Annotated in this window: 27 protein-coding genes; 17 read left to right on the forward strand and 10 right to left on the reverse strand. The window is 70.5% G+C overall.

What is annotated here, in order from left to right; genetic code table 11:
* Positions 1 to 154: 154 nt before the first annotated feature.
* On the reverse strand, positions 155 to 1120 hold the full coding sequence (locus BJY17_RS10080; RefSeq protein WP_179551230.1) for an FKBP-type peptidyl-prolyl cis-trans isomerase: 966 nt from the start codon (positions 1118 to 1120) through the stop codon (positions 155 to 157).
* Between the two features lie 235 nt (positions 1121 to 1355).
* On the opposite strand from BJY17_RS10080, the gene BJY17_RS10085 reads away from it, so the two are divergent.
* The 3 genes from BJY17_RS10085 (at position 1356) to BJY17_RS10095 (ending at position 3844) form a co-directional block, all read left to right on the forward strand.
* Complete coding sequence (locus BJY17_RS10085; RefSeq protein WP_179551231.1) at positions 1356 to 2171, forward strand: class I SAM-dependent methyltransferase; 816 nt, start codon at positions 1356 to 1358, stop codon at positions 2169 to 2171.
* 70 nt (positions 2172 to 2241) lie between these two features.
* Positions 2242 to 3063 carry an alpha/beta fold hydrolase gene (locus BJY17_RS10090; protein WP_246303700.1) on the forward strand — a complete coding sequence of 274 codons (822 nt, stop codon included), beginning with the start codon at positions 2242 to 2244 and terminating at the stop codon, positions 3061 to 3063.
* A 4-nt stretch (positions 3064 to 3067) separates the two neighbouring features.
* Complete coding sequence (locus BJY17_RS10095) at positions 3068 to 3844, forward strand: helix-turn-helix domain-containing protein (protein WP_179551232.1); 777 nt, start codon at positions 3068 to 3070, stop codon at positions 3842 to 3844.
* A gap of 4 nt (positions 3845 to 3848) precedes the next feature.
* Here the strand turns inward: BJY17_RS10095 and BJY17_RS10100 are convergent, their stop codons facing one another.
* On the reverse strand, positions 3849 to 4691 hold the full coding sequence (locus tag BJY17_RS10100) for a sulfurtransferase (RefSeq protein ID WP_179551233.1): 843 nt from the start codon (positions 4689 to 4691) through the stop codon (positions 3849 to 3851).
* Between the two features lie 231 nt (positions 4692 to 4922).
* Here BJY17_RS10100 and BJY17_RS10105 point away from each other — a divergent pair, with 231 nt between their 5' ends.
* From BJY17_RS10105 to BJY17_RS10120, 4 genes are read left to right on the forward strand one after another with little or no spacing between them, the layout of a single operon-like run.
* Complete coding sequence (locus BJY17_RS10105) at positions 4923 to 6116, forward strand: ABC transporter substrate-binding protein (RefSeq protein ID WP_179551234.1); 1194 nt, start codon at positions 4923 to 4925, stop codon at positions 6114 to 6116.
* Positions 6117 to 6126: 10 nt separating this feature from the next.
* Positions 6127 to 6996 (forward strand): branched-chain amino acid ABC transporter permease, encoded by an 870-nt coding sequence (locus BJY17_RS10110; protein ID WP_074259791.1) that lies wholly within the window; start codon positions 6127 to 6129, stop codon positions 6994 to 6996.
* 1 nt (position 6997) lies between these two features.
* Positions 6998 to 8992 (forward strand): branched-chain amino acid ABC transporter ATP-binding protein/permease, encoded by a 1995-nt coding sequence (locus BJY17_RS10115; RefSeq protein ID WP_179551235.1) that lies wholly within the window; start codon positions 6998 to 7000, stop codon positions 8990 to 8992.
* The gene (locus BJY17_RS10120) at positions 8989 to 9693 is read left to right on the forward strand and encodes an ABC transporter ATP-binding protein (RefSeq protein ID WP_179551236.1); all 705 of its coding nucleotides are present in this window, start codon (positions 8989 to 8991) and stop codon (positions 9691 to 9693) included. Before BJY17_RS10115 ends, BJY17_RS10120 begins: the two co-directional genes overlap by 4 nt.
* A gap of 71 nt (positions 9694 to 9764) precedes the next feature.
* Here BJY17_RS10120 and BJY17_RS10125 read toward each other — a convergent pair whose 3' ends face one another.
* On the reverse strand, positions 9765 to 10373 hold the full coding sequence (locus BJY17_RS10125) for an ankyrin repeat domain-containing protein (RefSeq protein ID WP_179551237.1): 609 nt from the start codon (positions 10371 to 10373) through the stop codon (positions 9765 to 9767).
* A gap of 134 nt (positions 10374 to 10507) precedes the next feature.
* Complete coding sequence (locus BJY17_RS10130; RefSeq protein ID WP_179551238.1) at positions 10508 to 11506, reverse strand: SMP-30/gluconolactonase/LRE family protein; 999 nt, start codon at positions 11504 to 11506, stop codon at positions 10508 to 10510.
* 146 nt (positions 11507 to 11652) lie between these two features.
* Between BJY17_RS10130 and BJY17_RS10135 the strand changes: the two genes are divergently transcribed.
* The 8 genes from BJY17_RS10135 to mnhG all read left to right on the forward strand — a co-directional run bounded on the left by BJY17_RS10135 (position 11653) and on the right by mnhG (position 19962).
* Positions 11653 to 12879 (forward strand): sensor histidine kinase, encoded by a 1227-nt coding sequence (locus tag BJY17_RS10135; protein ID WP_179551239.1) that lies wholly within the window; start codon positions 11653 to 11655, stop codon positions 12877 to 12879.
* The gene (locus BJY17_RS10140; protein WP_179551240.1) at positions 12876 to 13502 is read left to right on the forward strand and encodes a response regulator; all 627 of its coding nucleotides are present in this window, start codon (positions 12876 to 12878) and stop codon (positions 13500 to 13502) included. The genes BJY17_RS10135 and BJY17_RS10140 overlap by 4 nt, the downstream gene beginning before the upstream one ends.
* Positions 13503 to 13610: 108 nt before the next feature.
* Positions 13611 to 16664 (forward strand): Na+/H+ antiporter subunit A, encoded by a 3054-nt coding sequence (locus BJY17_RS10145; protein WP_179551241.1) that lies wholly within the window; start codon positions 13611 to 13613, stop codon positions 16662 to 16664.
* The gene (locus tag BJY17_RS10150) at positions 16661 to 17167 is read left to right on the forward strand and encodes a Na(+)/H(+) antiporter subunit C (protein ID WP_179551242.1); all 507 of its coding nucleotides are present in this window, start codon (positions 16661 to 16663) and stop codon (positions 17165 to 17167) included. Before BJY17_RS10145 ends, BJY17_RS10150 begins: the two co-directional genes overlap by 4 nt.
* Complete coding sequence (locus BJY17_RS10155) at positions 17164 to 18744, forward strand: Na+/H+ antiporter subunit D (protein ID WP_179551243.1); 1581 nt, start codon at positions 17164 to 17166, stop codon at positions 18742 to 18744. The genes BJY17_RS10150 and BJY17_RS10155 overlap by 4 nt, the downstream gene beginning before the upstream one ends.
* On the forward strand, positions 18741 to 19343 hold the full coding sequence (locus tag BJY17_RS10160) for a Na+/H+ antiporter subunit E (RefSeq protein ID WP_246303701.1): 603 nt from the start codon (positions 18741 to 18743) through the stop codon (positions 19341 to 19343). The genes BJY17_RS10155 and BJY17_RS10160 overlap by 4 nt, the downstream gene beginning before the upstream one ends.
* Complete coding sequence (locus BJY17_RS10165) at positions 19340 to 19612, forward strand: monovalent cation/H+ antiporter complex subunit F (RefSeq protein WP_179552816.1); 273 nt, start codon at positions 19340 to 19342, stop codon at positions 19610 to 19612. The genes BJY17_RS10160 and BJY17_RS10165 overlap by 4 nt, the downstream gene beginning before the upstream one ends.
* The gene (gene mnhG / locus BJY17_RS10170; protein WP_074259783.1) at positions 19609 to 19962 is read left to right on the forward strand and encodes a monovalent cation/H(+) antiporter subunit G; all 354 of its coding nucleotides are present in this window, start codon (positions 19609 to 19611) and stop codon (positions 19960 to 19962) included. The genes BJY17_RS10165 and mnhG overlap by 4 nt, the downstream gene beginning before the upstream one ends.
* A 207-nt stretch (positions 19963 to 20169) precedes the next feature.
* Here the strand turns inward: mnhG and BJY17_RS10175 are convergent, their stop codons facing one another.
* From BJY17_RS10175 to paaA, 6 genes are read right to left on the reverse strand one after another with little or no spacing between them, the layout of a single operon-like run.
* A complete protein-coding gene (locus tag BJY17_RS10175; protein ID WP_179551244.1) occupies positions 20170 to 20955 on the reverse strand; it encodes an enoyl-CoA hydratase/isomerase family protein in 786 nt (261 codons plus the stop codon).
* Between the two features lie 49 nt (positions 20956 to 21004).
* Positions 21005 to 22222: a 1,2-phenylacetyl-CoA epoxidase subunit PaaE gene (gene paaE / locus BJY17_RS10180; protein WP_179551245.1), complete on the reverse strand. Its 1218-nt coding sequence runs from the start codon at positions 22220 to 22222 to the stop codon at positions 21005 to 21007.
* Positions 22222 to 22722: a 1,2-phenylacetyl-CoA epoxidase subunit PaaD gene (gene paaD / locus BJY17_RS18325; RefSeq protein WP_322789907.1), complete on the reverse strand. Its 501-nt coding sequence runs from the start codon at positions 22720 to 22722 to the stop codon at positions 22222 to 22224. Before paaD ends, paaE begins: the two co-directional genes overlap by 1 nt.
* 53 nt (positions 22723 to 22775) lie before the next feature.
* Positions 22776 to 23672, reverse strand: coding sequence for a 1,2-phenylacetyl-CoA epoxidase subunit PaaC (gene paaC, locus BJY17_RS18330; protein ID WP_322789805.1), 897 nt, complete (start codon positions 23670 to 23672; stop codon positions 22776 to 22778).
* Positions 23669 to 23974, reverse strand: a complete 306-nt coding sequence (paaB, locus tag BJY17_RS10190) for a 1,2-phenylacetyl-CoA epoxidase subunit PaaB (protein ID WP_056011764.1) — start codon at positions 23972 to 23974, stop codon at positions 23669 to 23671. The genes paaC and paaB overlap by 4 nt, the downstream gene beginning before the upstream one ends.
* Positions 23974 to 24957 (reverse strand): 1,2-phenylacetyl-CoA epoxidase subunit PaaA, encoded by a 984-nt coding sequence (gene paaA / locus BJY17_RS10195; protein ID WP_179551246.1) that lies wholly within the window; start codon positions 24955 to 24957, stop codon positions 23974 to 23976. The genes paaB and paaA overlap by 1 nt, the downstream gene beginning before the upstream one ends.
* A gap of 116 nt (positions 24958 to 25073) precedes the next feature.
* Between paaA and paaI the strand changes: the two genes are divergently transcribed.
* Both paaI and paaK read left to right on the forward strand, forming a co-directional pair.
* Complete coding sequence (paaI, locus tag BJY17_RS10200) at positions 25074 to 25484, forward strand: hydroxyphenylacetyl-CoA thioesterase PaaI (protein WP_179551247.1); 411 nt, start codon at positions 25074 to 25076, stop codon at positions 25482 to 25484.
* Between the two features lie 98 nt (positions 25485 to 25582).
* Positions 25583 to 26848, forward strand: a complete 1266-nt coding sequence (gene paaK, locus BJY17_RS10205) for a phenylacetate--CoA ligase PaaK (RefSeq protein WP_179552818.1) — start codon at positions 25583 to 25585, stop codon at positions 26846 to 26848.
* Positions 26849 to 26921: the final 73 nt, after the last annotated feature.

Below are 26921 nucleotides of genomic sequence, written 5' to 3' on the forward strand. Positions count from 1 at the left end.
TGCGATGGAGTGCGCCGCCAGTGGCCCGCACCCGGTACTCCCGCACCGATCGGGTACTCGGGCACATGTTCTGGGTGCGGGCAGCCCGGGGACGGTGAATGCGGAGACGACGAAGGGCCGGACGGTCTCCCGTCCGGCCCTTCGTTGCGAGCGGCTACTGCTGCGCGGCTTCGGTGCCCTCGATCTCCACGAGGAAGACGAGGGTCTGGCCGCCGAGCTGGTGCGCCGCGGCATCCGTGCCGTATGCGTACTCCGGCGGGATCGTCACGATGAGCTTGGTGCCGACCTTCTGGCCGACGAGGGCTGCGCCGAAGCCCTTGATGACGCCGTCGGTCGTGAACGTCGACGGAGTGCCGCGGGTGTAGCTCTGGTCGAAGATCTCGCCGGTCGTCCAGCTGATGCCCTGGTACTGCACGGTGACGCTGTCGCCGGCCTTCACCACGTCGCCGTCGCCCTCTTCGAGCACCTTCATCTGCAGCTCGGTCGAGGGATCCGTGTCGGGCAGGGTGACCGTGGGCGGCTCACCCTCGGCGCCGAACTTCACCTCGGGCACGTTCTCGGTCCACTTGCCGGGCTTCAGCGCCTCCTGCACCTCGACGACGTCGATGACGATGACGACCGTCTCGCCGGCCGCGACGCCGATGCTCTCGTTGCCGGTGTCGCCGTAGAGCGTCGCAGCGGGCGCGACGGTCACGGTGCGCGAGCCGACGGGCACGCAGTCGATGCCCGCGAGGAACGACTCGAAGACCTGCTCGTCGCCGACCTTGATCGTGGTCGGCTGCGAGAACAGCGTCTCACCGCTCGTGCCCGAGAATGCGGTGACGACGACGTTCATCGGGTCGCCGGACTGGGTCTCATCGCCGTCGCCCTCGATGGCGATGGTGCGCTCCAGTTCGTCGGACTCGAGCGGCGTGGTGAACGTGGCGGTCGGGGTTCCTGCGAACTCGCCCTCCACCTTCACGCTGTCGCTGAGGTCCCCGGACGTGACATCCATGCACGCCGCCGCGGCGTCGGGCGTCTTCGTCGCTTCGGGCTCCGAGCCGGTGGCGCAACCGGCGAGGAGCAGGGCGGTCGCGGAGGCGAGCGCGAGGGGCGCGGCACGGCGCATGGCACGGTTCATGGGAGGACGACTCGATTCGATCAGGGGTGGAATGCCTCCAGTCTGCACCGTTCGGCTTTCGATTGCCTGAGTCCATGGTCACGGAATCCGCACGATCTGCGCGCGACCTCGCCACGCCGCATCACCGGCGAGCCGCCGGAATCCGCGCCTTCGCGGCCTCAACACTCCAGCGCCACATCTCTGCCGGGCCGCCGGAATCCGCGCCTTCGCGGCCGATCAGGGCCACAATGGGCGGATGGGGGACAAGTTGGGGGAACCTGATCTCGCTGGAGGATTCGCGGCTGCGGCCGCGGCATCCATCGAGCTCGACGATGCACTGTGGAATCCGATCTCGACGGCCGCGGTGGCGCGGGCGCACCCGCGGTTCGACGAGACCGTGCTCGACGCATGCTGCGGCGACGGGGCATCCGCTCTGCCGACCGCCGAGCTCGTGGGCCCCGGCGGTGTCGTCGACGCGGTCGACTTCGCCGAACCGCTCGTCGACGCGGCGCGCGAACGAGCGGGCGAGCGGATGCCGCAGCTCCGGCTGCACGTCGCCGACGTCACGACGTGGGAGCCCACCGGGTACGACCTCGTGCAGTGCGTGCTCGGCGTCTTCCACTTCCCCGACCTCGATTCCGACACGCGTCACCTGATCGAACGCGCACGGCCGGGCGGCCGGGTCGCGATCACGGTGTGGGCGCGTGGCGCGTTCGACCCGCTTCCCGAACTGCTCGCCGAGGCGCTGCCCGATGGCGGAGCGTCGCTCGATGCGGCGGTGCCTCGCGCGGCGGGTCTCGAGTCGATCGACACGGCGGGCAGTCTCGCGCAGTGGCTCACGGGGCTCGGCCTCGCGGGCGTGCGGGCGCACACCGTGCAACGACACCTCGATCTGACGCCCGAGCTGCTGTGGCTGCTCGTCGAGGGCACGGCGCTGCGCTTCATGCTCGGCGGCCTCGGCGCTCCCGCGGTCGAGAAGGTGCGCAAGCGCTACCTCGCGGCGGTCGAGGCGCGCGGCATGACCTCCGTCGACGTGACGACGCTCATCGCGATCGGTCGGCGGCCGGCGTAGGCGTGCCGATCTCGAGGACGTCGGAATCACGTGTTGACCTTGACCCGAGGTCAGGGTGCACGCTGACGACATGAACACAACGAACTCCACTGATTCCACGAAGTCCGCCGACACGACCTGGACCGGCATGGTGCCGTTCGAAGACACGGCCCTGGCGGTCACCGACACCGGCGGAGCCGGCATCCCCGTGATCTACCTGAACGGCGCGTACGCCTCGAAGGTGCACTGGCGACGCGTCACCACCGACCTCGGGCCCGGCTTTCGCCACATCACCTTCGACGAACGGGCCCGCGGGAAGTCGAAGCTCGCGGCCGACTACTCGTTCGAGGCGTGCATGCGCGACATCGACGCCGTCCTCGACGCGAGGGGCGTCGACCGGCCCCTGCTGGTGGGCTGGTCCTACGGAGCACTGCTGGGCGTGCACTGGGCCAGCAGGAACCCGGCCCGCGCGCTGGGCGTGGTGGGCGTCGACGGCCCGTACCCCGTCGGCTGGACCGACGAAGCCGGCCACGAGGAGGTCAGGACGGTGTTCCGCCGCATGAAGCCGATGATGCCGTTGGTTCGGCCGATGGGTCTGGCGGCCCGGTTCTCCGCCGAGACGCATGCGGATCTCGCCATCGAGTCGCACCTGCTGCACGCCGCCGTCGGCCCGATCCTCGACAGCCTGACCGTGCCCGTCCGCTATATCGTCGCCTCTGGCGAGGCCGTCGGCAGTCGCGATGACCTGCAGGAGCAGATGCGCAAGGCTCTCGACCCGGTGCTGGCCCGCAACCCGAATCTGAAGGTGAGCGCGAAGGTCTCGAGCAACCACGGGAGCATCCTGCGAAAGGACTCCCCCGCCGTCGCGGCAGCCGTGCGCGAGGTCGCCGCCCTCGAGCGGAAGGGTCGTTGACCGCATGATGGGCGGACTCGCGATCGGGCAGGCGGCGGCATACGCCGACGTCACGGTGAAGACCGTGCGGCATTACCACCGGCTCGGGCTGGTCGACGAACCCCGACGAGACAGCTCCGGGTACCGGCGCTACGGATCCGACGAGCTGCTGCGGCTGGTGCAGGTTCGAACCCTGGCCACCGCCGGTGTGCCGCTCGCCGAGATCGGCGAACTGCTCGACGCCGGCCCCGAGCAGTTCACGGCCGCCATCGCCGACGTCGAGCGACGGTTGAACGATCGGATCACGGAGCTGATCGGCCGCCGCGACACGCTGCACCGGCTCGCCGACGGCGACCGGGCGTTGCTGCCCGACCGCGCGTGCGCGGTGCTCGACAGGATGCGCGATCTCGGGTTCGACGCCGAGTACGTCGCCGGTCAACGCGAAGGCCTGGTGCTGGCCCGCGCGCTGCTGCCGGGCGGCTTCGACGGCTTCCTGACCCAACTGGAGCTGCGGCTCGACGACGCCGGCTACGTCGAACTGACGAAACGCAGCTGGGAGGCGGAGGGATGGGATCAGGACGACCCGCGCATCGAGGAACTCGCGATCGCCACGGCCGACCTCTACCTCGCCAACCCGTCCCTCATGGGGGATCCCGACATCATGCGCGCCTGGATCGACGCGTCGACCAAGTACGCGCTGATCAACACCCACGGCGAGGTTCAGGCGCCGATCTCGACCCGGCTGACCGCGCTCACCGAGGCCAGGCTCCGGGCCGCGGGCGTGCCCGTGCCGCGCGGGTGACCCGCTACTCGACCGGCGAGGCACCCGTGGCGACGGGGCGGGTCTCGTCGTTCGACCACTGGCTCCACGAACCGGGGTAGAGCGCCGCGTCGATCCCGGCGATCGCGAGCGCGGCGACCTCGTGCGCCGCGGTGACGCCGGATCCGCAGTAGGCGGCGACCGGCGCTTCCCCGATGACACCCACGCTCGCGAAGTGCTCGCGCAGCGCCTCGGCGGACTTGAAGCGGCCGTCGGCGTCGAGGTTCTCGCCGCTCGGCGCGGACCGCGCTCCGGGGATGTGCCCGGCACGGGGATCGATCGGCTCGACCTCGCCGCGGTACCGGGGCGCACCACGGGCGTCGAGCAGCACGCCCGTGGCCGGGAACGCGGCGGCCCCGTCGATGCCGATCACCGGCATCCCGCCGAAGCGGGCGGTCGCGTCGCCGGTCTCGGACGTGACGTCGCCGGTCTCGAGCGGATGCCCCGCCGCCCGCCATGCATCGAGGCCGCCGTCGAGCATCCGCACGTCGGCGACGCCTGCATGCCGCAGCAGCCACCACGCCCGCGCGGAGGACTGGTTGCCGAGGTCGTCCATCACGACGACGGTGTCGCCGTCGCGAACGCCCCAGCGTCGCATCGCTCCGGTGAAGGCCACCTCGGTCGGCAGCGGATGCCGCCCCTCACCGGTCACGTCGTGGTCGGCGAGCTCGTGGTCGAGGTCGACGTAGACGGCGCCCGGGATGTGACCGGCGCGGTACGCCTCGGTGCCGTCGGGCTCGGCGAGCGACCAGCGCACGTCGAGCACGACGATGCGCTCCCCCGAGGCGAGGCGAGCGGCGAGGTCGTCGGCGGTGATGAGGATCGGCATGCCTCCATCCTGCCTCGCCGCCGAGGGCGAAACGCACGCTGCGCTCGCTGTCGAGATGGTCGGAACAGACAATCTGCACGCAACATCCGTGTCTCCGTTGCATCACGATCACTTGCCAAGGCCTCACCACGCGACGTATCTTCGAGAGCATTGAAATAGTGACCGAATGGTCGGTCATGAATCCCTACTCGATGACGAGAACCCGCGAGGGCTCAAAGGAGAGTTCATCCCATGCACCGTGCGCAGCGCCGTCTGCTCGTTCCCGCCGCAGTCGCGGCATCCATCGCACTCGCCCTCACCGGTTGCGGCGCCTCGAACTTCGGCGGCGATTCCGGCGGTGACGCGGCCTCCGAAGAGGGCCCCATCAAGATCGGCGCCGTGCTCGACATCACGGGTGTCGGCGCGAACCTCGGCGTTCCCGAGCAGAACACCCTCAACATGCTCGCCGAGCAGCTGAACGCCGACGGCGGCATCGACGGCCGCGAGGTCGAGCTCATCATCAAGGACAACCAGTCCACCGAAGACGGCGCAGCCAAGGCCACCACGCAGCTCATCGAGAACGACGACGTCGACCTCATCATCGGCTCCTCGCGCACCGGCCCCTCGCTCGCGATGCGCCCCCTCGTCGAGGCCGCGCAGGTGCCGACCATCTCGGTCGCCGCGAACGCCGCCATCGTCGACGGCTCCGAGTGGGTCTTCAAGACCGCGCAGAACGACCTCGTGGTGCTCGAGCGCATCCTCGACGACGCCGCGTCGAAGGGCTACACCAAGATCGCGCTCGTGCGCGACGCCACCGGCTTCGGCGAGGGCATCGCCGACATCATCACCGAGCTCGGCGAGCAGCGCGGCATCACCCTCACGGCCACCGAGGCCTTCGAGCCCAGCGCGACCGACTTCACCGCGCAGATGACGAACATCCGCGCGGCCGACGCCGACGCCGTCATCATCTGGGGCATCACCCCGTCGGCCGGCCTCGCGCAGGCCGCCTACGTGCAGCTCGGCGTCAACAAGCCGGTCTACCAGTCGCACGGCGTCGCCAACGACGCGTTCTTCGAGGCCGCGGGCCCCGCAGCCGACGGCGTCATCGCCCCGATGGGCCGCCTGCTCGTCGCCGATGAGCTCAGCGACGACGACCCGCAGAAGCCGGTCATCGACCAGTTCATCGCCGACTACTCCGAGGAGTTCGGCAGCTCGCCCTCGAGCTTCGCCGGTCACGCGTACGACGCGTGGCTCGTCGGCACGAAGGCGCTGGAGTCGGCAGGCACCGACCCCGAGGCGCTCCGCGACGCGATCGAGTCGACGACCGACCTCGTCGGCATCTCGGGCATCTTCACGATGACCCCCGAGAACCACTCCGGCCTCACCGCGGACGCGCTCATCATGGCGCTCGCCGAGGGCGGCCGCTGGACCCTCCTCGAAGAGTAGGCAGCACCCGTTGATCGACTTCCTCCAGCTGACGGTGGCAGGGCTCTCGCAGGGGTCCGTGTACGCCCTGCTCGCCGTCGGCCTCATCGCCACCTACACGGTGCGGCACGTCGTGAACATCGCCCAGGGCGACTACGCGACGCTGGCCGGCCTCGGCAGCATCTCGCTCGTCACGGCCGGCCTGCCGCTGCCCGTCGCCATCCTCATCGCGCTCATCTCGGTGACACTCGCCTCGGTGCTCATCGAGCGCCTCGTCATCGCCCGCGTGAAGAACCTCACGACGCTCGTCTCGATCATCCTGACCCTCGGCGTCTCGACGCTGCTGCAGGCGATCATGCTCCTCATCTGGGGTGCGGAGGCGAAGCGCCTGCCGGCCTTCCCCGGCAGCGACCTCACCCTCGGCGGCGTCAGCATCCGCTCGCAGGAGCTCTGGATGCTCGGCGCGCTCGTGGTCGTCGGCGGCGGCGTGCTGCTCTTCTACGAGAAGACCCGCTGGGGCAAGGCGCTGCGCGCCAGCGCCGAGCAGCCGGTCGCGGCGCGCATCGTCGGCATCTCCCCGGCCGTGGCCTCCGTCATCGCCTTCGCGATCGCCGGCTTCGTGGGCGCGACGGCGGGCGTGGTCAGCTCGCCGATCTACCTCTCGATCTGGTCGGGCGGCCTGCTGCTCGGCCTCAAGGGGTTCGTGGCGGCGGTGCTCGGCGGGCTCGTCTCGTTCCGGGCGGCGATCGTCGGCGCGCTGCTGCTCGGCATCATCGAGTCGTACGTCGCCGGCTACGTGGCATCCGGTTGGAAGGACGCGGTCGCGTTCTTCATCCTCATCATCGTGCTGATCATCCGACCGGCCGGCCTCGTGCTGCGCCCGAACGCCGTGAGGGTCTGAGATGTCCTACCTGAACAAGGCAGCCATGCGGTCGAAGACCGGCTTCTGGCCCAACAACCGCGGCACGATCCTCGGCGTCGCGGCGTTCGCGGTGATCATCGCGATCATCCCGTTCACGGCGAGCTCGTCGATGATGAACATCGCGGTCTTCTCGATGATCTTCGCGCTGCCCGCCATCGGCCTGTCGCTGCTCATGGGCCTCGCCGGCCAGGTGAGCCTCGGCCAGGCGGCGTTCTTCGCGATCGGCGCGTACACGCACGCGATCCTGCTGCAGAAGTTCGAGGTGCCCGGTCCCGTCGCCGCGGTGGGCGGGGTCGTCGCGGCCATGCTGGCGGCGCTCCTCATCGGCCTGCCGATGCTGCGCCTGCGCGGCCACTACCTCGCGCTCGCGACGCTCGGCCTCGGCTTCATCGTCATGATCGCCGTGCGCGAGTGGGAGTTCACGGGCCGCACCACGGGCATCTACGGCTACGGTCGGCCCGAGGTCTTCGGCATCCCGATCGACAACAACGGACTCTTCTTCTGGTTCGTCGCGCCGTTCGTGCTCACCGGCCTCGTGCTCGCGCTGAACCTCACCCGTTCGCGGGCGGGCCGGGCGCTCTCGGCGGTCAACGACTCCGAGCTCGCCGCCGAGTCGCTCGGCGTGAACACCTACGCCCTGCGCGTGAAGGTCTTCACCCTCTCGGCGGGCTTCGCCGGCCTCGGCGGCGTCTTCTACGCCTACCAGGTGCAGATCGTCTCACCGCAGGTCGCCGAGTTCCACGTCTCGGTCGAGCTGCTGCTCATGGTCGTGCTCGGCGGTCTCGGTTCGGTCTGGGGCGCCGTCGCCGGCGCGTTCATCGTCGAACTCCTCTCCGAGGGACTGCGCGACCTCATCCCCGCGATCATCCCCGGCGCGACGGGCGAGGTGCAGCTCATCGGCTACGGCCTCGTGCTGATCCTCGTGATCATCCTGCTTCCCGGCGGTCTCTACCAGGTCGTGAAATCGGCCTGGGCGGCGATCACCAGACGGCGAGCGGATGCCTCGGCGAAACCCTCCCCCGCCACCGCCGCCGATGGCGGCTCCGGTGACGTGCCGACGCGCGCGTTCGGCGGGCTGCCGGGCGAGTCCCCGGCCGGCGAAGGGCTCGACGAGTCGACGGATGCCGCGGCATCCGATGCCCGCATTCCGACCGTCTCGACGCCGGTGGCCGCCGGCGAACCGATCCTCGAGGTGTCGGGGCTCACGAAGCGCTATGGCGGCGTGGTCGCCGTCGACGACGTGACCCTCACGGTGCCCGCCGGGCAGATCATGGGCCTCATCGGGCCGAACGGCGCGGGTAAGACGACGTGCTTCAACATGATCACGGGCGCGATCGCGCCGACCTCGGGCACGGTGCGCTTCCTCGGCGAGGAGATCCAGGGCCGCAAGCCGCACGTCGGCGCAGAGGCCGGGCTCACCCGCACGTTCCAGAACCTGCAGGTGTTCTCGTCGACCGACGTCGTCGGCAACGTCTACATGGGTCGATATCGCAAGGGCCGGGCCGGCATCCTGCGCGGCATGTTCGGGCTGCAGGGCCGCGAGCAGTACGCCCACGAGGAGATCGCGCACGACATCCTCGACTCGATGCGCCTCGGCGACGTCGCGGGCCTCGCCGCCGGCGACCTGCCGTTCGGCCGCCAGCGCATGATGGAGGTGTGCCGAGCGCTCGCCGCCGAGCCCGCGCTGCTGCTGCTCGACGAGCCGATGGCCGGGCTCTCGGGCAGTGAACGCGAGCTGCTCGCGCAACTGCTGCGGGCGCTGCGCGACGCCGGGCTCACGATCGTGCTCGTCGAGCACGACGTCGCCCAGGTGATGGCGCTCGCCGACTCGGTCGCGGTGCTCGACGATGGCGTGCTCATCGCGCACGGCGACCCCGAGTCCGTGCGCAACGATCCGGCGGTCATCGTCGCCTACCTCGGCACCGATGTCGAAGAGGCCGAGGCCGAGCTGAAGGAACTGGAGGACCAGTCATGACCCTCGCCGTCGAAGGCCTCGACGCGGGCTACGGCAAGCTCGCGATCCTGCACGAGGTGAGCCTCTCGGTCGCACCCGGTGAGATCGTGACCGTCGTCGGCTCGAACGGCGCAGGCAAGACGACGCTGCTTCGAGCGCTCAACGGCCTGATCCGTCCGACCGCCGGCACCGTCACGATCGACGGCGTCGACATCACGGGCAAGCCGACCGAGAAGATGGCGTCGCTCGGGCTCACCCACGTGCCCGAGAACCGCCTGTGCTTCCCGACGCTGTCGGTGCGCGACAACCTCATGCTCGGTGCCTGGAGCCGCGGCGGCAAGGGCGACCTCGCTGCGGTGCTCGAGCTCTTCCCGCGGCTGCAGCCGCGGCTCGGGCAGGCGGCGGGCACGCTCTCGGGCGGCGAGCAGCAGATGGTCGCGATCGGCCGGGGCCTCATGGCCGCGCCGAAGGCGATCATGCTCGACGAACCGTCGATCGGGCTCGCGCCGAAGGTCGTCGCCGAGATCATGAAGGTGCTCACCGAGCTGCGCGGGCGCGGCATGGCGGTGCTGCTCGTCGAGCAGAACGTGCGCGCCTCGTTCGGCATCGCCGACCGCGCGGTCGTCATGCAGCGCGGCCGGGTCGTGCTCGAGGGCACGCCCGCCGAGCTCGTCGAGTTGCCCGAGGTGCGCAATGCCTACCTGGGCGGTGCTGCGGCCTAGCGGTTCACCGAGCCGACTCCTTCAAGAACGGCGGATGCCTCGCACTCGCGGGCATCCGCCGTTCTGCATGTTCAGCCGAGCAGCGCGACGAGCTCGTCGTAACCCTTCGCTCGGGCGTGCTGAAGCGGGGTGACCCCGTCGCGGTCGGCGATCGAGCGATCGGCCCCGCCCTCGAGCAGCACGCGCACCGTCTCCTGGTGACGCGGGCCGCCGTCGCCGAGGATGACGGCCTCGAGCAGCGACGTCCAGCCGAGGTTGTTCACGTGGTTCACGTCGATGTCGGTCTGCAGCACGCGCTGCAGGTACTCGACGTGGGCGCGCTCGCCCGCCGGGATGACCGAGATGCCGCCGTAGCGGTTGACGATCGTGAAGTCGGGGTTCGCGGGCAGCAGCACCTCGGCCATCGCGACGCTTCCGGTGACGCCCGTCACGAGCCACGGGGTGTCGTGCCGGTCGTCGAGGGCGTCGGGGTCGGCACCCGCCACGACGAGCGACTTCGCGGCCTCGACGTGATCGCCGGTGACGGCGAGCAGCAGGGCGGTGCGCTGTCGCTCGTCGCGAGCTTCGAGGTCGGCACCCGCGCGGATCGCGAGGTCGACGGTCGCCGTGTCGCCCACGGATGCCGCGGCGAGCAGGGTGCCGTCGGGATCGGGCAGCTGGGGTGCAGGGGTCTCGGTCATCTGGACATCCTCTCGTGATGGCGGGGTCGGGGGTGGGTCGGTCGCTCGCGACGGCGCGTCGCTCTGCGCGCTGCACCCTGCGAGCAGCAGCGCCGCCGCGAGGATCGCGATGGCGCTGCCGCGAACGCGACGGGTCAGGCCCACGGCGACCCGACGACGTCGTACGGGCCGGAGGGCGCGGGCTGCTCGTCGAACTTGCTGTCGACTGCGAGCAGCCGGCCGTGCAGCACCTTCGCGGTCGTGTAGACGCGGTCGGGGTCGCTCGCCCGCTGCGCGACCCGGTGCACGGTGTCGCCATCGGCCGAGATCCGCATCGTCGCCACCATCTTCGAGAAGTTGCGGATGACGGTGAGCTCGTTGCCCTGTCGCACGAGGCCATCGGCGTTCACGAGGTCGGCGCCCTGCGTGTCGATCGCGGAGACCGCTCCATCGACCGTGGCGAAGCGCCACAAAGCCCCCGTGTTGCCCTGCGCGACGACGAACGCGCTGCCGTCGGCCGAGAGCGCGATGCCGCCGAGGTTGAAGCCCGCGACGCGATCGATCGTGCCCGAGGCATCCGCCCACAGCTCGGCCGCCCAGCCGTCGCCCGCGGGGGCGACGCGGAAGATCTGCGGGTCGTTGGAGTTGGTGAAGTACGCGGCGCCGTCGGCGCCGATCGCGACGTCGTTGAGGAACGCGTCAGCGGTGCCGGGCACGCGCAGCGCGGCGAGCAGCTCACCGTCGTGCGAGTACACCCACAGGTCGGGGCGGTCGGGATTGCCGATGCCGTTCGGGCCGCCGGCGATGTAGACGTTGCCGGCGCGGTCGACGGTGATGCCGCGGGCGGTGTACCTGCCGTCGGTGCCGTCGCCCGCGAGCCACTGCTCCGCATCGGCGTCGCGAGCAGTGCCGCGGTGGATCTCGCCTCCCGTGACCTCGCTCACGTAGAAGAGGCCCCGCCGCTGGTCGACGCCGATGCCCTCGAATCGGGAACCCGCCGCGTCGCCCGGGAGGACGTACCGGTCGGGTCGCCCCTGGCCCTGGTCGGTGCGCTCGGAGGCGGACGCCTCGCCGGCTCCGGTCGTGATCGTCGCGGTCGTGATTCCGGCCGTGAGGCTCGCCGCGGCGAGCGCGGTTGCGATGATGCGCTTCATGGATCTCCCCATCTCTGACGTGCCGGGTTTCGGCGCGCACTCAAGAGTCCGTCTCGACCACGGGTGCCGGCGTCGGGCGACCGGCTGCCGTCGGATAGCCGATCGGATGATGCCGGACGCATCGTGGCCTGCCTAGGCTGGCGAACATGTCCGCTACCGACCAGACCGGTGTCCGCGGCATCCTCGCGCCTGTCGCCCGACTCGACCGCTGGCTCCAGTTCGTGTTCGTCGTGCTCGTCGTCACGTCGGCGGTGCGCTACCTCGAGCGCCATGGCTTCGGTGCCGACGGCGTGCTCGTGCTCGCCGGTGCCGCGCTGCTGACGGTCGCGTACTCGCTACGGCCGCTTCTGCCCACGCGCTCGTGGTGGCCGACGGCATGGGTCGTCACGGTCACCGTGCTCTGGGCGCTGCTGACGCTCGCGGCGCCTTCGTTCGCCTGGTGCGCCGTGCCGCTCGGGTTCGCCGTGCTGCAGGTACTGCCGTTCCGTGGGGCGGTGACCGTCGTCGTGCTCATGACGGCGGTCGTCACCGCCGCCGAACTGCGCATCGCCGACGGAGTGGACCCCACCGTGATCGCCGGTCCGATCGGAATCGCGGTGGTGACCGTGCTCGTCTACCGGGCGCTGCAACGCGAGTCGGCGGCACGGCAGGCACTGCTCGACGAGTTGACCGACGCGCAGCACGAGCTGCTGCAGGCGCAGCACCGAGCCGGTGCGCTCGCGGAACGCCAGCGGCTCTCGCGCGAGATCCACGACTCGGTCGGGCAGCGACTCGCGAGCATCACGCTACTGCTGGCGGCGACCGAGCAGGACTGGGAGCGTCGGCCCGACCTCGCACGCGATCACGTCGCGGTGGCCGCCGCGACCGCTCGCGATGGCCTCGCCGAGGTGCGCCGGGTCGTGCACGGGCTCCCGCCCGTCGACCTCGCCGACGATGCTTCGGGCGAGGCGTTGCCGTCGGCGTTGCAGCGACTCGTCGACGAGTCCGTCGGGCCGGGCGCCGGCCCCGAGGTGAGCCTGCATGTGCACGGCGACCCCGTCCCCCTCGCTGCGGATGTCGCGGGCGGGCTGCTGCGCTCCGCCCGCGGTGCACTCGCGAACGCCATCGAGCATTCCGGGGCCCGCCGGGTGGCGGTGACCCTCACCTTCCTCGCCGATGAGGTGCGACTCGACGTTCGCGATGACGGCACCGGGTTCGACGCCGACGCGGTTGCTGACGCGTCGGTCCCTCCACATCGAGGTCGGACCGGGCGTGGCCGCGGGCTGCAGGGCATCCTCGACCGTGCGGCAGGGCTCGGCGGGCGCGCCTCCATCGAGAGCTCCCCCCGCGACGGCACCACCATCTCGATCGAGCTGCCCTTGGAGGGCGAATGAGTGTGCGTGTCGTGCTCGTCGACGACCATCCCGTCGTTCGCGCCGGACTCTCGGCCCTCATCTCCGGCACCGACGACCTCGAGGTCGTCGGTGAAGCGCGCGACCTCGCGACGGCACGCTCCGTGGTCGCGGCGACCCGGCCCGACGTCGTGCTGATGGATCTCGACCTCGGCGACGGCCCGGGCGGCGCCGCCGTCACCACCGAGCTGCGCGCGCTCGACGACCCGCCCCGCGTGCTCGTGCTGACGACGTACGCCACCGAGGCCGACATCCTGCGCGCCCTCGATGCCGGGGCGAGCGGCTACCTGCTGAAGGATGCCCCCGCGCCCGAACTGTTCGCCGGGATCCGGGCGACCGCCCGGGGCGAGACGGTGCTCGCGTCGTCGGTCGCGGCCACGCTCGTGCGCCGCGCGGCCTCGCCCGGCCCCGTCGTCACCGAACGCGAGGTCGCCGTGCTCGAGCTGCTCGCACAGGGCCTCGGCAATCGCGAGATGGCGAAGGAGCTGTTCGTCTCGGAGGCGACCGTGAAGTCGCACCTCTCGCACATCTACACGAAGCTCGGCGTCGACACCCGTGCAGGTGCGGTCGCCGCCGCGATCGAGCGGCGCATCATCCGGCGCTGACCGGCGCGAGCAAGGCTCCCTCGATTCCGCTCTCGGCATACAACACGCCTCGGGCTCGGAACAGCCTGCCGATAAACTGGGCGAACGGTGCGAGCGCGAGGAGGGTGAATGATCTTCAGCCTCGCCCTGTTCGGTGCGCTCGCCCTGATCACGCCGCTGCTCACGAAGTGGCTCGGGCGTCGGGTGTTCGCCGTCATCGCGCTGCCGCCCGCCGCGGTCTTCGTGCTGCTGCTCACGTGGATGCCCGGCGTGCTCGCCGGCACCCCCGTCGTCGAGATCGTGCCGTGGATCCCCACCCTCGACATCGCGCTGAGCTTCCGCCTCGACGCCCTCGCGCTGCTCCTCGCCCTCATCGTCACGGGTGTCGGCGCCCTCGTGCTGCTGTACTGCATGCACTACTTCGCCGACGACGAGCCCGCACTCGGGCGATTCGCGGCCCTCCTGCTCGCCTTCGCCGGCGTCATGTTCGGCCTCGTCACGGCCGACGACGTGTTCATCCTGTTCACGTTCTGGGAGGCCACGAGCGTGCTCTCGTACCTCCTCATCGGCCACTACACGGGGCGCAAAGAGAGCCGCGGTGCCGCATTGCAGGCGCTGACCGTCACGACGTTCGGCGGGCTCGCGATGCTCGTCGGCCTCGTCATCCTCGCCGTCGACGGCGGCACCACCTCGCTCTCCGAGCTCGTCGCCCACCCCGTGACCGGCGCGGCCGGCGAGTGGGCGATCGCGCTCGTGCTGCTCGGCGCGATCTCCAAGAGCGCGCTCGTGCCGTTCCACTTCTGGCTCCCGGCCGCGATGGCCGCGCCGACCCCGGTCAGCGCCTACCTGCACGCCGCCGCGATGGTGAAGGCCGGCGTCTACCTCATCGCCCGCCTCGCCCCCGGGTACGCCGATCTCGAGGTGTGGCATCCGATCGTCATCGGACTCGGTGCGCTCACGATGCTCGTCGGCGGCTGGCGCGCCCTCCGCCAGTACGATCTGAAGCTCCTGCTCGCCTACGGCACCGTCAGCCAGCTCGGCTTCCTCGTCATGGTCACGGGCTTCGGCACTCGCGACGCGGCCCTCGCGGGCGTCGCCCTGCTGCTCGCGCACGCCCTGTTCAAGGCGACGCTCTTCCTCGTCGTCGGCATCGTCGACCACGCCGCAGGCACTCGCGACTGGCGCAAGCTCTCGGGCGTCGGCCGCCGCATGCCCGTGATCGCGACGATCGGCTTCGTCGCCGCGGCATCCATGGCCGGTGTGCCGCCGTTGCTCGGCTTCGTCGCGAAGGAGGCCGTGTTCTCCGCCTTCCTCGAGGCCGTCGCCGCGGGTGACGGTTGGGCGTGGCTCTCGCTCACCGCAGCCTTCGCCGGGTCGGTGCTCACGGTCGCCTACTCGGTGCGCTTCGTCTGGGGCGCCTTCTACTCCAAGAAGGATCTCGCGGACTGCGAGCTGCACGCCCCGAGCCCCGCGATCGCGGTGGCGCCCGGTGTCCTCGCCGCAGCCAGCATCGTCGCGGCGTTCGCGATCCCGTTCATCGAGCCACTGCTCGCGGCCTACGCCGACGAACTGCCCGGCGGCCACGACTACCACCTGGCCCTCTGGCACGGCCTCGAGCCCGCCCTCGCGATCTCGGCCGTCGTCTTCGCCCTCGGTGCACTGCTCGTGTGGGGCCGCCAGCGGGTCGCGCGCATGCAGGCCGCAGTGGCGCCCGTGCTCGACTCGGCCCGCGGCTACCTCGGCATCGTCTCGGTCGTCGACCGGCTCGCGGCCACGGTCACCACCACGATCCAGTCGCGCGGCCTGCCCGGCTACCTCGCGATCATCGTCGCGGTCTTCATCGGCGGCCTCGGCACGCTCTCGATCCTGAACACCTCGTGGCCGAGCGAGATCCGGCTCTGGGACTACCCGGCACAGCCGTTCCTCGCATTCGTCATGGCGGTCGCCGCGATCGCCGCGGCCACGGTGCGCCAGCGCATGACCGCGGTGCTGCTCGTCAGCGTCACCGGCTATGGGCTCGTGCTGCTCTTCGGCATGTCGGGCGCCCCCGACCTCGCCCTCACCCAGGCGCTCGTCGAGACCATCGTGCTCGTCGTCTTCGTGCTCGTGCTGCGGCGCCTGCCCAAGCAGATCGCCCAGCGCAACCCGCCGGTGCACAAACTCGCGCGCGGCATCATCGGCGCGCTCGCCGGCATCGTCATGGGCGTGCTCGGCCTCGTCGCCCTCGGCGCCCGCATCGAGCCGACGATCGCCGAGGGGCTGCCCGCGCTCGCGCTCGAGGCGCACGGCAAGAACATCGTGAACGTCATGCTCGTCGACATCCGCGCGTGGGACACCCTCGGCGAGATCTCCGTGCTCGTCGCGGTCGCCACGGGCGTCGCGAGCCTCATCTTCGTCTCGGGCCGCACGGGCGGCGCCCCGCGTCTCGACCACGTCGAGGGGCTCGTGAACCGCCGCGACCGGCTGACCCCCGTGCCCGAGCCCGCGTGGTCGATCCGCGCACCCCGCACGAGCCTCGCCGACACCGCAGGCGAGACGGATGCCGCGGGCGAGGCCGCCGAGACCCGGCAGACCTGGCTCCTGGCCGGCCGCACGATCTCGCCGCGCAACCGCTCGATCCTCATCGAGGTGCTCGTGCGACTGCTCTTCCACCCCGCGATCATCGTGTCGGTGTTCCTCCTCTTCGTCGGGCACAACGCCCCGGGCGGCGGCTTCGCCGGCGGCCTGCTCGCGGGCCTCGCCCTCGTCGCCCGCTACCTCGCCGGCGGCCGCTACGAGCTCGGCGAGGCGGCGCCGGTCGACGCCGGCCGCCTGCTCGGCACCGGCCTGCTGCTCGCTGCGGGCACCGCCGCGGGCTCGCTGCTCTTCGGCGGCCCCGTCTTCGAGTCCGCCTGGTTCGAGACCGAGGTGCCCCTGCTCGGCACGATCTCGATCGGCACCTCGACGCTCTTCGACATCGGCGTCTACCTCGTGGTGGTCGGGCTCGTGCTCGACATCCTGCGCTCGCTCGGCGGCGAGGTCGACCGCCAAGAGGAGCGGCAGACCGCCGACGACGGCGACGGCGACTTCACGACCGGCGACGGCGAGGGCGCCGCCGAGCACCGCGAAGGCGCCGAGCACGCCGACGGGGCCGAGTACGGCGACGGCGCGCGCCTTCCGAGCCCCGAGGAGGCCCGCCGATGACCGCCTCACTGACCCTCGTGGTGCTCATGGCCGTGCTCTTCGGCGCAGGCGTCTCGATCATGCTCGAGCGCAGCCTCACCCGCGTGCTCATCGGGTTCCTCCTCGTGGGCAACGCCGTGAACATCCTCATCTACCTCATGAGCGGGGCTCCGGGGCTTGCGCCCATCCTCGGCGAGGGCGTCGATCACGATGCCATCTCCGACCCGCTCCCCCAGGCCTTCGTGCTCACGGCCATCGTCATCAACCTCGGCATCACGGCGTTCATGCTCGCGCTGATCTACCGCTCCTGGTGGCTCGCCCAGCTCGGCGCGAAGGGCGACCTCGTCGACGACGAGGCCGACATCGCCGAAGACGCCGAGGAGGCGGCCGACCTCATCCGCAGCTCGGCGGCCGACGACCAGGCCATCCAAGACCTCATCGATGCGAGCGATGAGGAGCCCGACGAAGACCTGGAGCTCGAGGCATCCGCCCGCGACCGTGACGAAGAGGAGGCCAAGCCATGACCGCAGTGCTCGTGCCCCTCGTCGTGCTGCTGCCCCTGCTCGGGGCGGCCACCGCGCTGATCCTCGGCCGTCATCGCCGCGCCCAGATGGCGGTGAGCCTCGGCGTGCTCGCCGCGGTCACCGTGATCGCCGCGGTGCTGCTCGTCTCGGTCGACGCGAACGGCCCGGCCGTCGTCTACGTCGGCGGGTGGGATGCCCCGTGGGGCATCACCCTCGTCGTCGACCGTCTCTCGGCGATCATGCTCGTCATCTCGGCGATCATGCTGCTCGTCGTGCTCGTGTACTCGGTCGGGCAGGGCATCGCCGACCAGCATCGCGAGACGCCGGTGTCGATCTTCCACCCCTCGTACCTGATCCTCTCGGCGGGCGTCTTCAACGCGTTCATCGCGGGCGACCTGTTCAACCTCTACGTCGGCTTCGAGATCCTGCTGTCGGCGAGCTACGTGCTGCTGACCCTCGGCGGCACGGGCGAGCGCATCCGCGCGGGCGTCACGTACATCATCGTGAGCCTCGTCTCGTCGCTGTTCTTCCTGAGCGCGATCGCCCTCATCTACGGGGCGACCGGCACGGTGAACATCGCGCAGCTCTCGGTGCGCCTCGCCGAGCTGCCCGGCGAGGTGCAGCTCATGCTGCACCTGCTGCTGCTCATCGCGTTCGGCATCAAGGCCGCGGTCTTCCCGCTGTCGTTCTGGCTGCCCGACTCCTACCCGACGGCGCCTGCGCCGGTCACCGCTGTGTTCGCCGGCTTGCTCACGAAGGTCGGCGTGTACGCGATCATCCGCACCGAGACGGTGATCTTCACCGAGAGCGACGTCACAGTGCTGCTCATGGTGATCGGCGGGCTCACCATGCTCATCGGCATCCTCGGCGCGCTCACCCAGGCCGATATCAAGCGATTGCTCTCGTTCACCCTCGTGAGCCACATCGGCTACATGATCTTCGGCATCGCGCTCGGCACCCAGCTCGGCTACACGGCGACGATCTACTACGTCGTGCACCACATCACGGTGCAGACGACGCTCTTCCTCACCACCGGTCTCATCGAACGGTTCGGCGGCGCGACCTCGATCAACCGGCTCGCAGGACTCCTGAAGGCCTCGCCGCTGCTCGGCGTGCTGTTCTTCATCCCAGCGCTGAACCTCGGCGGCATCCCGCCGTTCTCGGGCTTCCTCGGCAAGACCGGACTCTTCCTCGCGGGCGGTGAGGAGGCCGCGGCCGACCCGGCGAACGCCTGGCTCGTCTGGATCGTGATCGCCGCGGGCGCCATCACCTCGCTCATCACGCTCTACGCGCTCACCCGCTTCTGGAACATGGCGTTCTGGCGCGGCCGGCGCGAGCTCGAGGGCTACGAGTCGGTGCTGCTCGGTTCGGTGCTCGAGGCCCCAGAGGGCGCCACGGTCACCGCGACCCGCACCACGCCGGTGCTCATGGTCATCGCGACGAGCGCGCTCGTCATGCTGACGGTCTGCCTCACGGTGTTCGCCGGCCCCCTCTTCGAGCTCACCGGGCGTGCCGCGGCCGATCTGCTCGATGCCGGCGCCTACGTCGCCACCGTCTTCCCTGGAGGCATCCGATGACGCATGCTGCGACGGATGTCTCGCGCTGGCGCTCGGTCTGGCGGCAGTTGCCGCTGCTCGTCGCCCTCGTCTTCCTCTGGGTGTTCCTCTGGGACCAGGTCACCGTGCTCACCGTGGTGACCGGCATCCTGCTCGCGATCGGCGTGACCCGCGTGCTCTACCTGCCGCCCGTGCTGCTGAGCGGCCGCTTCAACCCCTGGCGCGGCCTGCTGCTGGGCCTGCGCATGATGTTCGACGTCACCGTCGCCTCGCTGCAGGTCGCGGTGCTCGCGATCGACCCGCGGTGGAAGCCGATGAACTCGATCATCGCCGTGCAGCTGCTGACCCGCTCCGATCTCGTGACCACCCTGACCGCCGAGGCGATCTCGGTCGTGCCCGGCACGGTCGTCGTCGACATCGACCGCGAACGCGGCCTGCTCTACCTGCACGCCCTCGGCACGCGCACCCCGGCCGACATCGATCGGGTGCGCAGCGCCGTGCTCGGCACCGAGGAGCGCATCGTGCTCGCGATCGGCACCCATGCGCAGGCGGTCTCGGTGCGCGAGGCCCGTCGCGAACGCCGCGCGCTCCGCTCGCAGACGAAGGGATCCAGCTCATGACCTTCATCCAGATCGTCAGCCTGCTGGCCGGCATCATGTTCGGCATCGGCGCGCTGGCCGCCGTCTCCCGCATCATCCGCGGTCCGTCGATCCTCGACCGGGCCCTCGCAACCGACGTGCTGCTGGCCATCGCGATCTGCGCCCTCGGCGCCGAGATGGCGATCAACAAGCACACCGACACCCTCGTGGTCATGCTCGTGCTCGCGATGTTCGCGGTCGTCGGCTCGATCTCGATCGCGCGGTTCATGGCGAAGCAGGATGCCTCATGAGCGCCGCCGAGATCGCAGTGGGGCTCCTCATCCTGGTGAGCGCGTTCCTGTCGATGGCCGCGGGCATCGGCATCGTGCGGTTCCCCGACGTGCTGACCCGGCTGCACGCCGCGACGAAACCGCAGGTACTCGGACTCGCGACCGTGCTCGTCGCGATCGTCGTGCAGGTGCCGACCTGGGGCGTGCTCACGACCGTGGTGCTCGTGATGACGTTCCAGCTGCTCACCCAGCCGATGACCGCGCACATGCTCGGCCGCTCGGCCTACCGCAGCGATCACGTGCGCCGCGATCTGCTGATCGAGGACGACCTCGACCGCGACATCGCCGAGCACGACCAGACGGGTCGCTGAGCGGCCGGGCGGAAGCCGCCCCGCGCATCACGTCCTTCCCCGTTTGGATATGCCAGTTCCCCCTCATCGATGAGGGGGAACTGGCATACCCGAATCAGGAACGCGAGCCGATTCAAAATCCGGCACGCGGCACGCCAGCCGATTCAGAATCCGGCACGCCAGCCGATTCAGAACCCTGCCACGCCAGCCCGAAGAGGAGTGACGGTGTCAGCCGCGCCCGGTGAACTCCGGCTTCCGCTTCTCCTGGAACGCCGCGAAGCCCTCGCGGTAGTCGGCGGTGTCGCAGAGCGCGGCCTGCGCACGGTTCTCCTCGGCCATCGACGCCCAGAGCCCGAGCCGGTCGTCGCGGAGCGCGGCGACGAGGCGCTTCGAGGCGACGAACGCCTGCGTGGCCCCTGACGCCGCGGCGCGGGCCGCAGCGCGGGTGGCATCCGTCACCTCGTCGGCGGGGAACACCTGCGAGAAGAGGCCCGCCGCGACCGCCTCGGCGCCCGACATGAGCCGGCCGGTGACGATGAGGTCCATGGTGCGGTGCGCGCCGAGGCGCTCGACGAAGAGGGCGTGCCCGCCCGAGTCGAGCGTCGCCCCGAGGTTCGCGAACGGCGAGCCGATCTTCGCGGTGTCGGCGACGTAGACGATGTCGGAGGCGATGAGCAGGCCGAGGCCCACGCCGAGGCACGCGCCGTGCGCGACCGCGAACGTCGGCACGGCGATGCCCGCCATGCGCTGCAGGAGCGGCTCGACGAGCCCGCCGAGGTAGCCGAGCACGTCGTCCTCGCGCGGGTCGACACCCGAGATGTCGCGGCCGGCGCAGAACGCGCGCCCCTCGCCGCGCAGCACGAGCGCACGGATGTCGCCGGTCTGCGCCATCCGCTCGGCCTCGAGATAGGCCGCTGCCAGTTCGCCGATCGCCGCCTCGCCGAGCGAGTTGAGCTTCTCGGGGGCGTTCAGCACGACCTCGGCGATGCCGTCGGCCACGGTGAGTTCGATCATGATGCTCCGTTCCGCGGGTCTCCCTCGACCCGTTCGCAGGGTATCGGCGTCAGACGTCGTAGTCGACGACGACGCGGTCCGACTTGGGGTGCGACTGGCACGTGAGCACGTAGCCGCGTTCGAGCTCGTCGGGTTCGAGGGCGTAGTTCTCGGTCATGGCGACGCTGCCCTCGATGACGCGCGCACGGCAGGTGCCGCACACTCCCCCGGCGCACGCGAACGGCACGTCGGCCCGCACGCGCAGCGCGGCGTTCAAGATCGACTCGTTCGCGCTCACGGGGCTGTCGACGGTCGACGACAGGCCGTCGAGCGTGAACTCGATCGCGACGGTCGGCTCGCCGCGCTCGACGACCACCGGGCGGCCGTGTCGCGGCTCGACCCGGTCGGCGTCGGTCGTGAAGAGCTCGTAGCGCACGTGCTTGGCGGGCACGCCGCGGGCCTCGAGGGTGTCGCGCGCGAGCTGCACGAGTTCGAACGGCCCGCAGAGGAACCACTCGTCGACGGTCTCGGGGCGGATCAGCACGTGGAGCATGCGGTCGAGTTTCTCGCCGTCGATGCGCCCCGAGAGCAGCGGCGCGGTGCGCTGCTCGCGAGAGAGCACGTGGTGCAGGGCGAGGCGCGACGGGTAGCGGTCCTTCAGCTCGGCGAGCTCCTCGAGGAACATCACGTCGAGCGTCGACCGGTTCGTGTAGACGAGCTCGAACTCGGATGTCGCGGAGCGCGCCAGCACCGTGTGGGCGAGCGCCATGAGCGGGGTGATGCCCGACCCGGCGGCGATGCCCACGATGTGCTTGCCGTCGAGCGCGTCGAGGCTCGAGGTGAACGTGCCCTGCGGGCTCATCACGTCGAGGGTGTCGCCCGCGACGAGCTCGGTGTTCGCCCACGTCGAGAAGAGGCCGCCCAGGTCGCGCTTGATCGCGACCGAGACGCTGCCCCGCACGGGCGGACGGCAGATCGAGTAGCTGCGGCGCAGCTCGTGCCCGTCGAAGTCCTTGCGGAGCGCCACGTACTGGCCGGGCAGGTACGTGTAGTCGTCGGCGAGGTCGTCGGGCACGGCGAAGGTGACCTCGACGGCGTCGGCCGTGAGGGGGCGCACCTCGGCGACCTCGAGCGAGTGGAAGCGGGCGCGATGGCGCTTGGCCGCCTCGTTCGTGGACAGGGATTCGCCGCCGACGGTGCTCTGCAGGAACGCCGAGGCGACCGCGGCATCGGGCGTCGGGGCATCGGGCGTCGGGGTCGCCGTCGACCCCAGGTTGCGGGCGGCCATCAGAGCACCTTGAAGTAGTCGAAGGGCTCGAGGCAGTCGCGGCACTCGTAGAGGGCCTTGCACGACGTCGAACCGAAACGGGCGAGCTCGCGGGTGTTGAGCGAGTCGCAGCGCGGGCACTTCACGGCGAGCTGCACGCGCACGGGCCCTGCCGGGCGTGCGGCGGCGTTGCCGCTCGGTGCCTGGATGCCGTACGTGCGCAGCTTCTCCTTGCCGGCCTCGCTCATCCAGTCGGTGGTCCACGCGGGGGCGAGCACGAGGTCGACGCGCACGTCGCCGTAGCCCGCGTGCGTGAGCGCGAGCAGCACGTCGTCGCGCATGGCGTCGAGCGCTGGGCATCCGCTGTACGTCGGCGTCAGCTGCACGCGCACGGCGCCGTCGTCGGCGATCTCGACCGACCGCAGCACGCCGAGGTCTTCGATCGTGAGCACGGGGATCTCGGGGTCGGTCACGGTCGCCGCGACCGCCCATGCGCGCACGGCGGCTGGATCGCTCGGCACCGGCCGGGCGACCGACGCTGCGGACGCCTCGGCGCGCTGCGTCACCGCCGCGGTCACCACGATGCTCCGGGGTGCGCGCGGGCGAGCACCTGCATCTCGGCGAGCAGCGGTCCGAGGTGCTCGGTGTGGCTCCCGTGTCGTCCGCCGCCGGAGGCGATGAACGCCGTGCGACCGGTCGGGCGCTCGAGCACGGCCTCGGTGAAGACCTCGTCGATGACGGCGTCGAACGCCGGGCGCAGGGTCGACGGCAGCACCGCGATGCCCGCTGCGGCGAGCCGCTCGACGAGCTCGTCGTCGTCGAACAGCTCGTCGACGTAGGGCCAGGTGTCGATGATCGCGAGGAGCATGCGGCGACGCGATTCCTCGGTGCCGCCCGCGAGCCGGAGCACCCACTGAGTGGCGTGGTCGCGGTGGTAGTCGACCTCCTTCACCGACTTCGCGGCGATCGCCGCGAGCGTCGGATCGGTCGAGTCCACGAGCCACGAATACAGCTCGAACAGGTAGGCGGATGCCGCGAGTTGGCGCGCGATCGTGTGCGCGAAGTCGCCGTTCGGCTGTTCGAAGAGCCAGGCGTTGCGGAACTCGGGCTCATCGCGCCAGTAGGCGAGGTCGTCTTCACTGCGACCGCTCGCGGTGCCGGCGTAGTGCATCAGCGATCGGGCGTGCCCGATCAGGTCGAGGGCGATGTTGCCGAGCGCGACATCCTCTTCGAGCTCGGGGGCGCGGGCGATCCACATGCCGAGCTGCTGGGCGAGCACGAGGGCGTCGTCGCCGAGGCGCAGCGCGTACTCCGCGACATCCGCCGAGGCGACCGCCGTGCTGCCGTCGGCCGCGGTGCCCGCGAGCTCGTCGGCGAGCGCGAGTCGGTCGACGGAGACATCGCCGTGGATGTCGTCTGCAGGTTGAGTCGGTCGAAGCCCTTCGACGGGCTCAGGGCGCACGCCGCTCACAGGTGCTTCACCCCTTCGCTCTTCGTGTAGTAGACCGCGTGACGGTAGTTCTTGCCGGCGGGGCTCTCGAAGAAGGCGCCCTTCGCGTCGGGGTCGCTCGTGGTGATCGCGTCGGCGGGCACGACCCAGATCGAGATGCCCTCGTTCCGCCGCGTGTAGAGGTCGCGCGCGTTGCGCACCGCCATGTCGGCATCGGGCGCGTGCAGCGAACCCACGTGCACATGCGAGAGGCCGCGGTTGGCGCGCACGAAGACCTCCCAGAGAGGCCAGGCCTCGGTGCCGATCTCACCTGGTGTCGACATCACGCCACCGCCCCTGCGAGCTCGCGCCCGGCCTGCTTGCGGGCGTACTCGTGCGCCGCCTCGCGCACCCAGGCGCCGTCTTCGTGGGCCTCGCGGCGTCGGCGGATGCGCTCGGCGTTCGCCGGACCGCGGCCCGCGAGCACCTCGTTGAACTCGGTCCAGTCGATCTCGCTCATGTCGTACTCGCCGGTCTCCTCGTTGAAGCGCAGGTTCGGGTCGGGCAGCGTCACGCCCATGACCTCGGCCTGCGGCACGAGCATGCCGACGAAGCGCTGGCGCAGCTCGTCGTTCGAGAAGCGCTTGATGTTCCAGGCCATCGACTGGGCGGAGTTCGGCGACTGGTCGTCGGGCGGGCCGAACATCTGCAGCGCGGGCCAGTACCAGCGGTTCACCGCGTCCTGCGCCATCTCGCGCTGGGCCTCGGTGCCCTGCATGAGTTCGAGCAGGATCTCGAAGCCCTGGCGCTGGTGGAACGACTCCTCCTTGCAGATGCGCACCATCGCCCGGCCGTAGGGGCCGTAGGAGGCGCGGCAGAGCGGCACCTGGTTGCAGATCGCGGCGCCGTCGACGAGCCATCCGATCGCGCCCATGTCGGCCCACGTGGGGGTCGTGTAGTTGAAGATCGACGAGTAGCGCGCCCGGCCGGTGATCAGCTGGTCGGTCATCTCCTCGCGCGTGATGCCGAGGGTCTGCGCGGCCGAGTAGAGGTAGAGCCCGTGGCCCGCTTCGTCTTGCACCTTCGCCATGAGGATCGCCTTGCGCTTCAGGCTCGGAGCGCGCGTGATCCAGTTCGACTCGGGCTGCATGCCGATGATCTCGGAGTGCGCATGCTGCGAGATCTGCCGGATGAGCGTCTTGCGATAGGCATCGGGCATCCAGTCGCGGGGCTCGATGCGGGAGTCGGCGGCGATGAGGTCGTTGAACCGGGCCTCCTCTGCGGAGAGCTCCGGGTCGACCACACTGAGGTCTGCTGGAGAGGTCATCGTCGACTCCTGTGTCTCTGGATTCGGCATTACTAACCGATCGTTCAGTTAGTATATGCTCATGTCGAGCGCTGCGGCAACGCGCGCGAACACATGAACTCGACGAGGAGCTTCAGATGGCGGATGCCGCGACCACCCCGACCCGCACGATGATGCAGCGCGACCAGGCCTCCGCGGCGCTCGGCATGGTCGTCGAGCTCGACGAGCCCGGCCACGCGGTCGTCTCGATGCGGGTTCGCGACGACATGACGAACGGCTTCCACATCACCCACGGCGGCTTCGTCTTCACTCTCGCCGACACCGCGTTCGCCATCGCGTGCAACGAGGACCACACCGTCACCGTCGCCGCCGGGGCCGACATCACCTTCCTGAAGTCCACGGTCGCGGGGCAGACCCTCACCGCGACCGCCCGCCGACGCGCGCGCAGCGGCCGCACCGGCCTCTACGACGTCACGGTCGTCGACGAGCAGGGCGACGCCGTCGCCGAGTTCCGCGGCCGCTCGATCTCCACCAACCGCACCATCTGACCCCGCCACCAGGAGCCCCCGTGTCGACGACGACCACCTCCCCCTCCATCTCCGGCCTCGCCCCCGCGGCACTCGCAGACCTCGACGCCGAAGAGCGGATGTCCCGCGCCGAGGTCGAGGCGCTGCAGCTCGAGTGCCTGCAGCAGACCGTGCAGCACGCCTACGACAACGTGCCCCTCTACACGAGGAAGTTCGACGAGGCGGGGGTGCACCCCCGAGACATCCGCTCGCTCGCCGACGTCGTGAAGCTCCCCTTCACGACCAAGGAGGACCTGCGCCAGACCTACCCCTTCGGCATGTTCGCCGTGCCGATGGAGCAGGTCGCGCGCATCCACGCCTCGAGCGGCACCACGGGGCGCCCCACCGTGGTGGGCTACACGAAGGGCGACCTCGACCGCTGGGCGACGCTCATCGCGCGGTCGCTGCGGGCCAGCGGCATCCGGCCCGGCATGAAGGTGCACAACGCCTACGGCTACGGGCTCTTCACCGGCGGCCTCGGCGCGCACGGCGGCATCGAGAAGCTCGGCGCGACCGTCATCCCGATGTCGGGCGGCCAGACTGCACGACAGGTCCAGCTCATCCTCGACTTCGAGCCCGACGCGATCCTCTGCACGCCGAGCTACCTGCTGACGATCGCCGACTGCATGGTCGAGCAGGGCATCGACCCCCGCTCGACCTCGCTCAAGGTCGCCGTGCTCGGCGCCGAGCCGTGGACGAACGAGATGCGGCACGAACTCGAGCAGCGCCTCGGCATCGACGCGCTCGACATCTACGGCCTCAGCGAGGTCATGGGCCCGGGCGTCGGCAACGAGTGCCTCGAGACGAAGGACGGGCCGCACATCTGGGAGGACCACTTCCTGCCCGAGATCATCGACGGCGACACGGGCGCCCAGCTCGCCGACGGCGAGATGGGCGAGCTCGTCTTCACGTCGCTCACGAAGGAGGCATTCCCGGTCATCCGGTACCGCACGCGCGACCTCACGCGTCTGCTGCCCGGCACCGCCCGGCCCGGCATGCGCCGCATCGAGAAGATCACCGGCCGCAACGACGACATGATCATCCTGCGCGGCGTGAACCTCTTCCCGACGCAGATCGAGGAGATCGTGCTCGGCATCGAGCAGCTCACCCCGCACTTCATCCTCGAGCTGCGCCGCACGGGCACCATGGACGACATGACCGTGCGCATCGAACGGCACCCCGACCTCTCGGTCGAGGTCTGCCAGGCCGCCACGGTGGTGCTCGCCAAGCGCATCAAGGAGGGCATCGGCTCGACCGTCGCCGTGCAGCTCGAGGAACCGGGCGCCCTCCCCCGCAGCGAGGGCAAGTACAAGCGCGTCTACGACCTGCGCGGTTCTGCGGGTTGAGCCCGCCGAAACCTGCCGCCCGGGTCGGGGTGTCGACAGGCTCAACCCGCAGGGACCGGCGCAGAGGATGCGA

The sequence above is a fragment of the Agromyces hippuratus genome, from assembly GCF_013410355.1.
Lineage (GTDB): Bacteria > Actinomycetota > Actinomycetes > Actinomycetales > Microbacteriaceae > Agromyces > Agromyces hippuratus.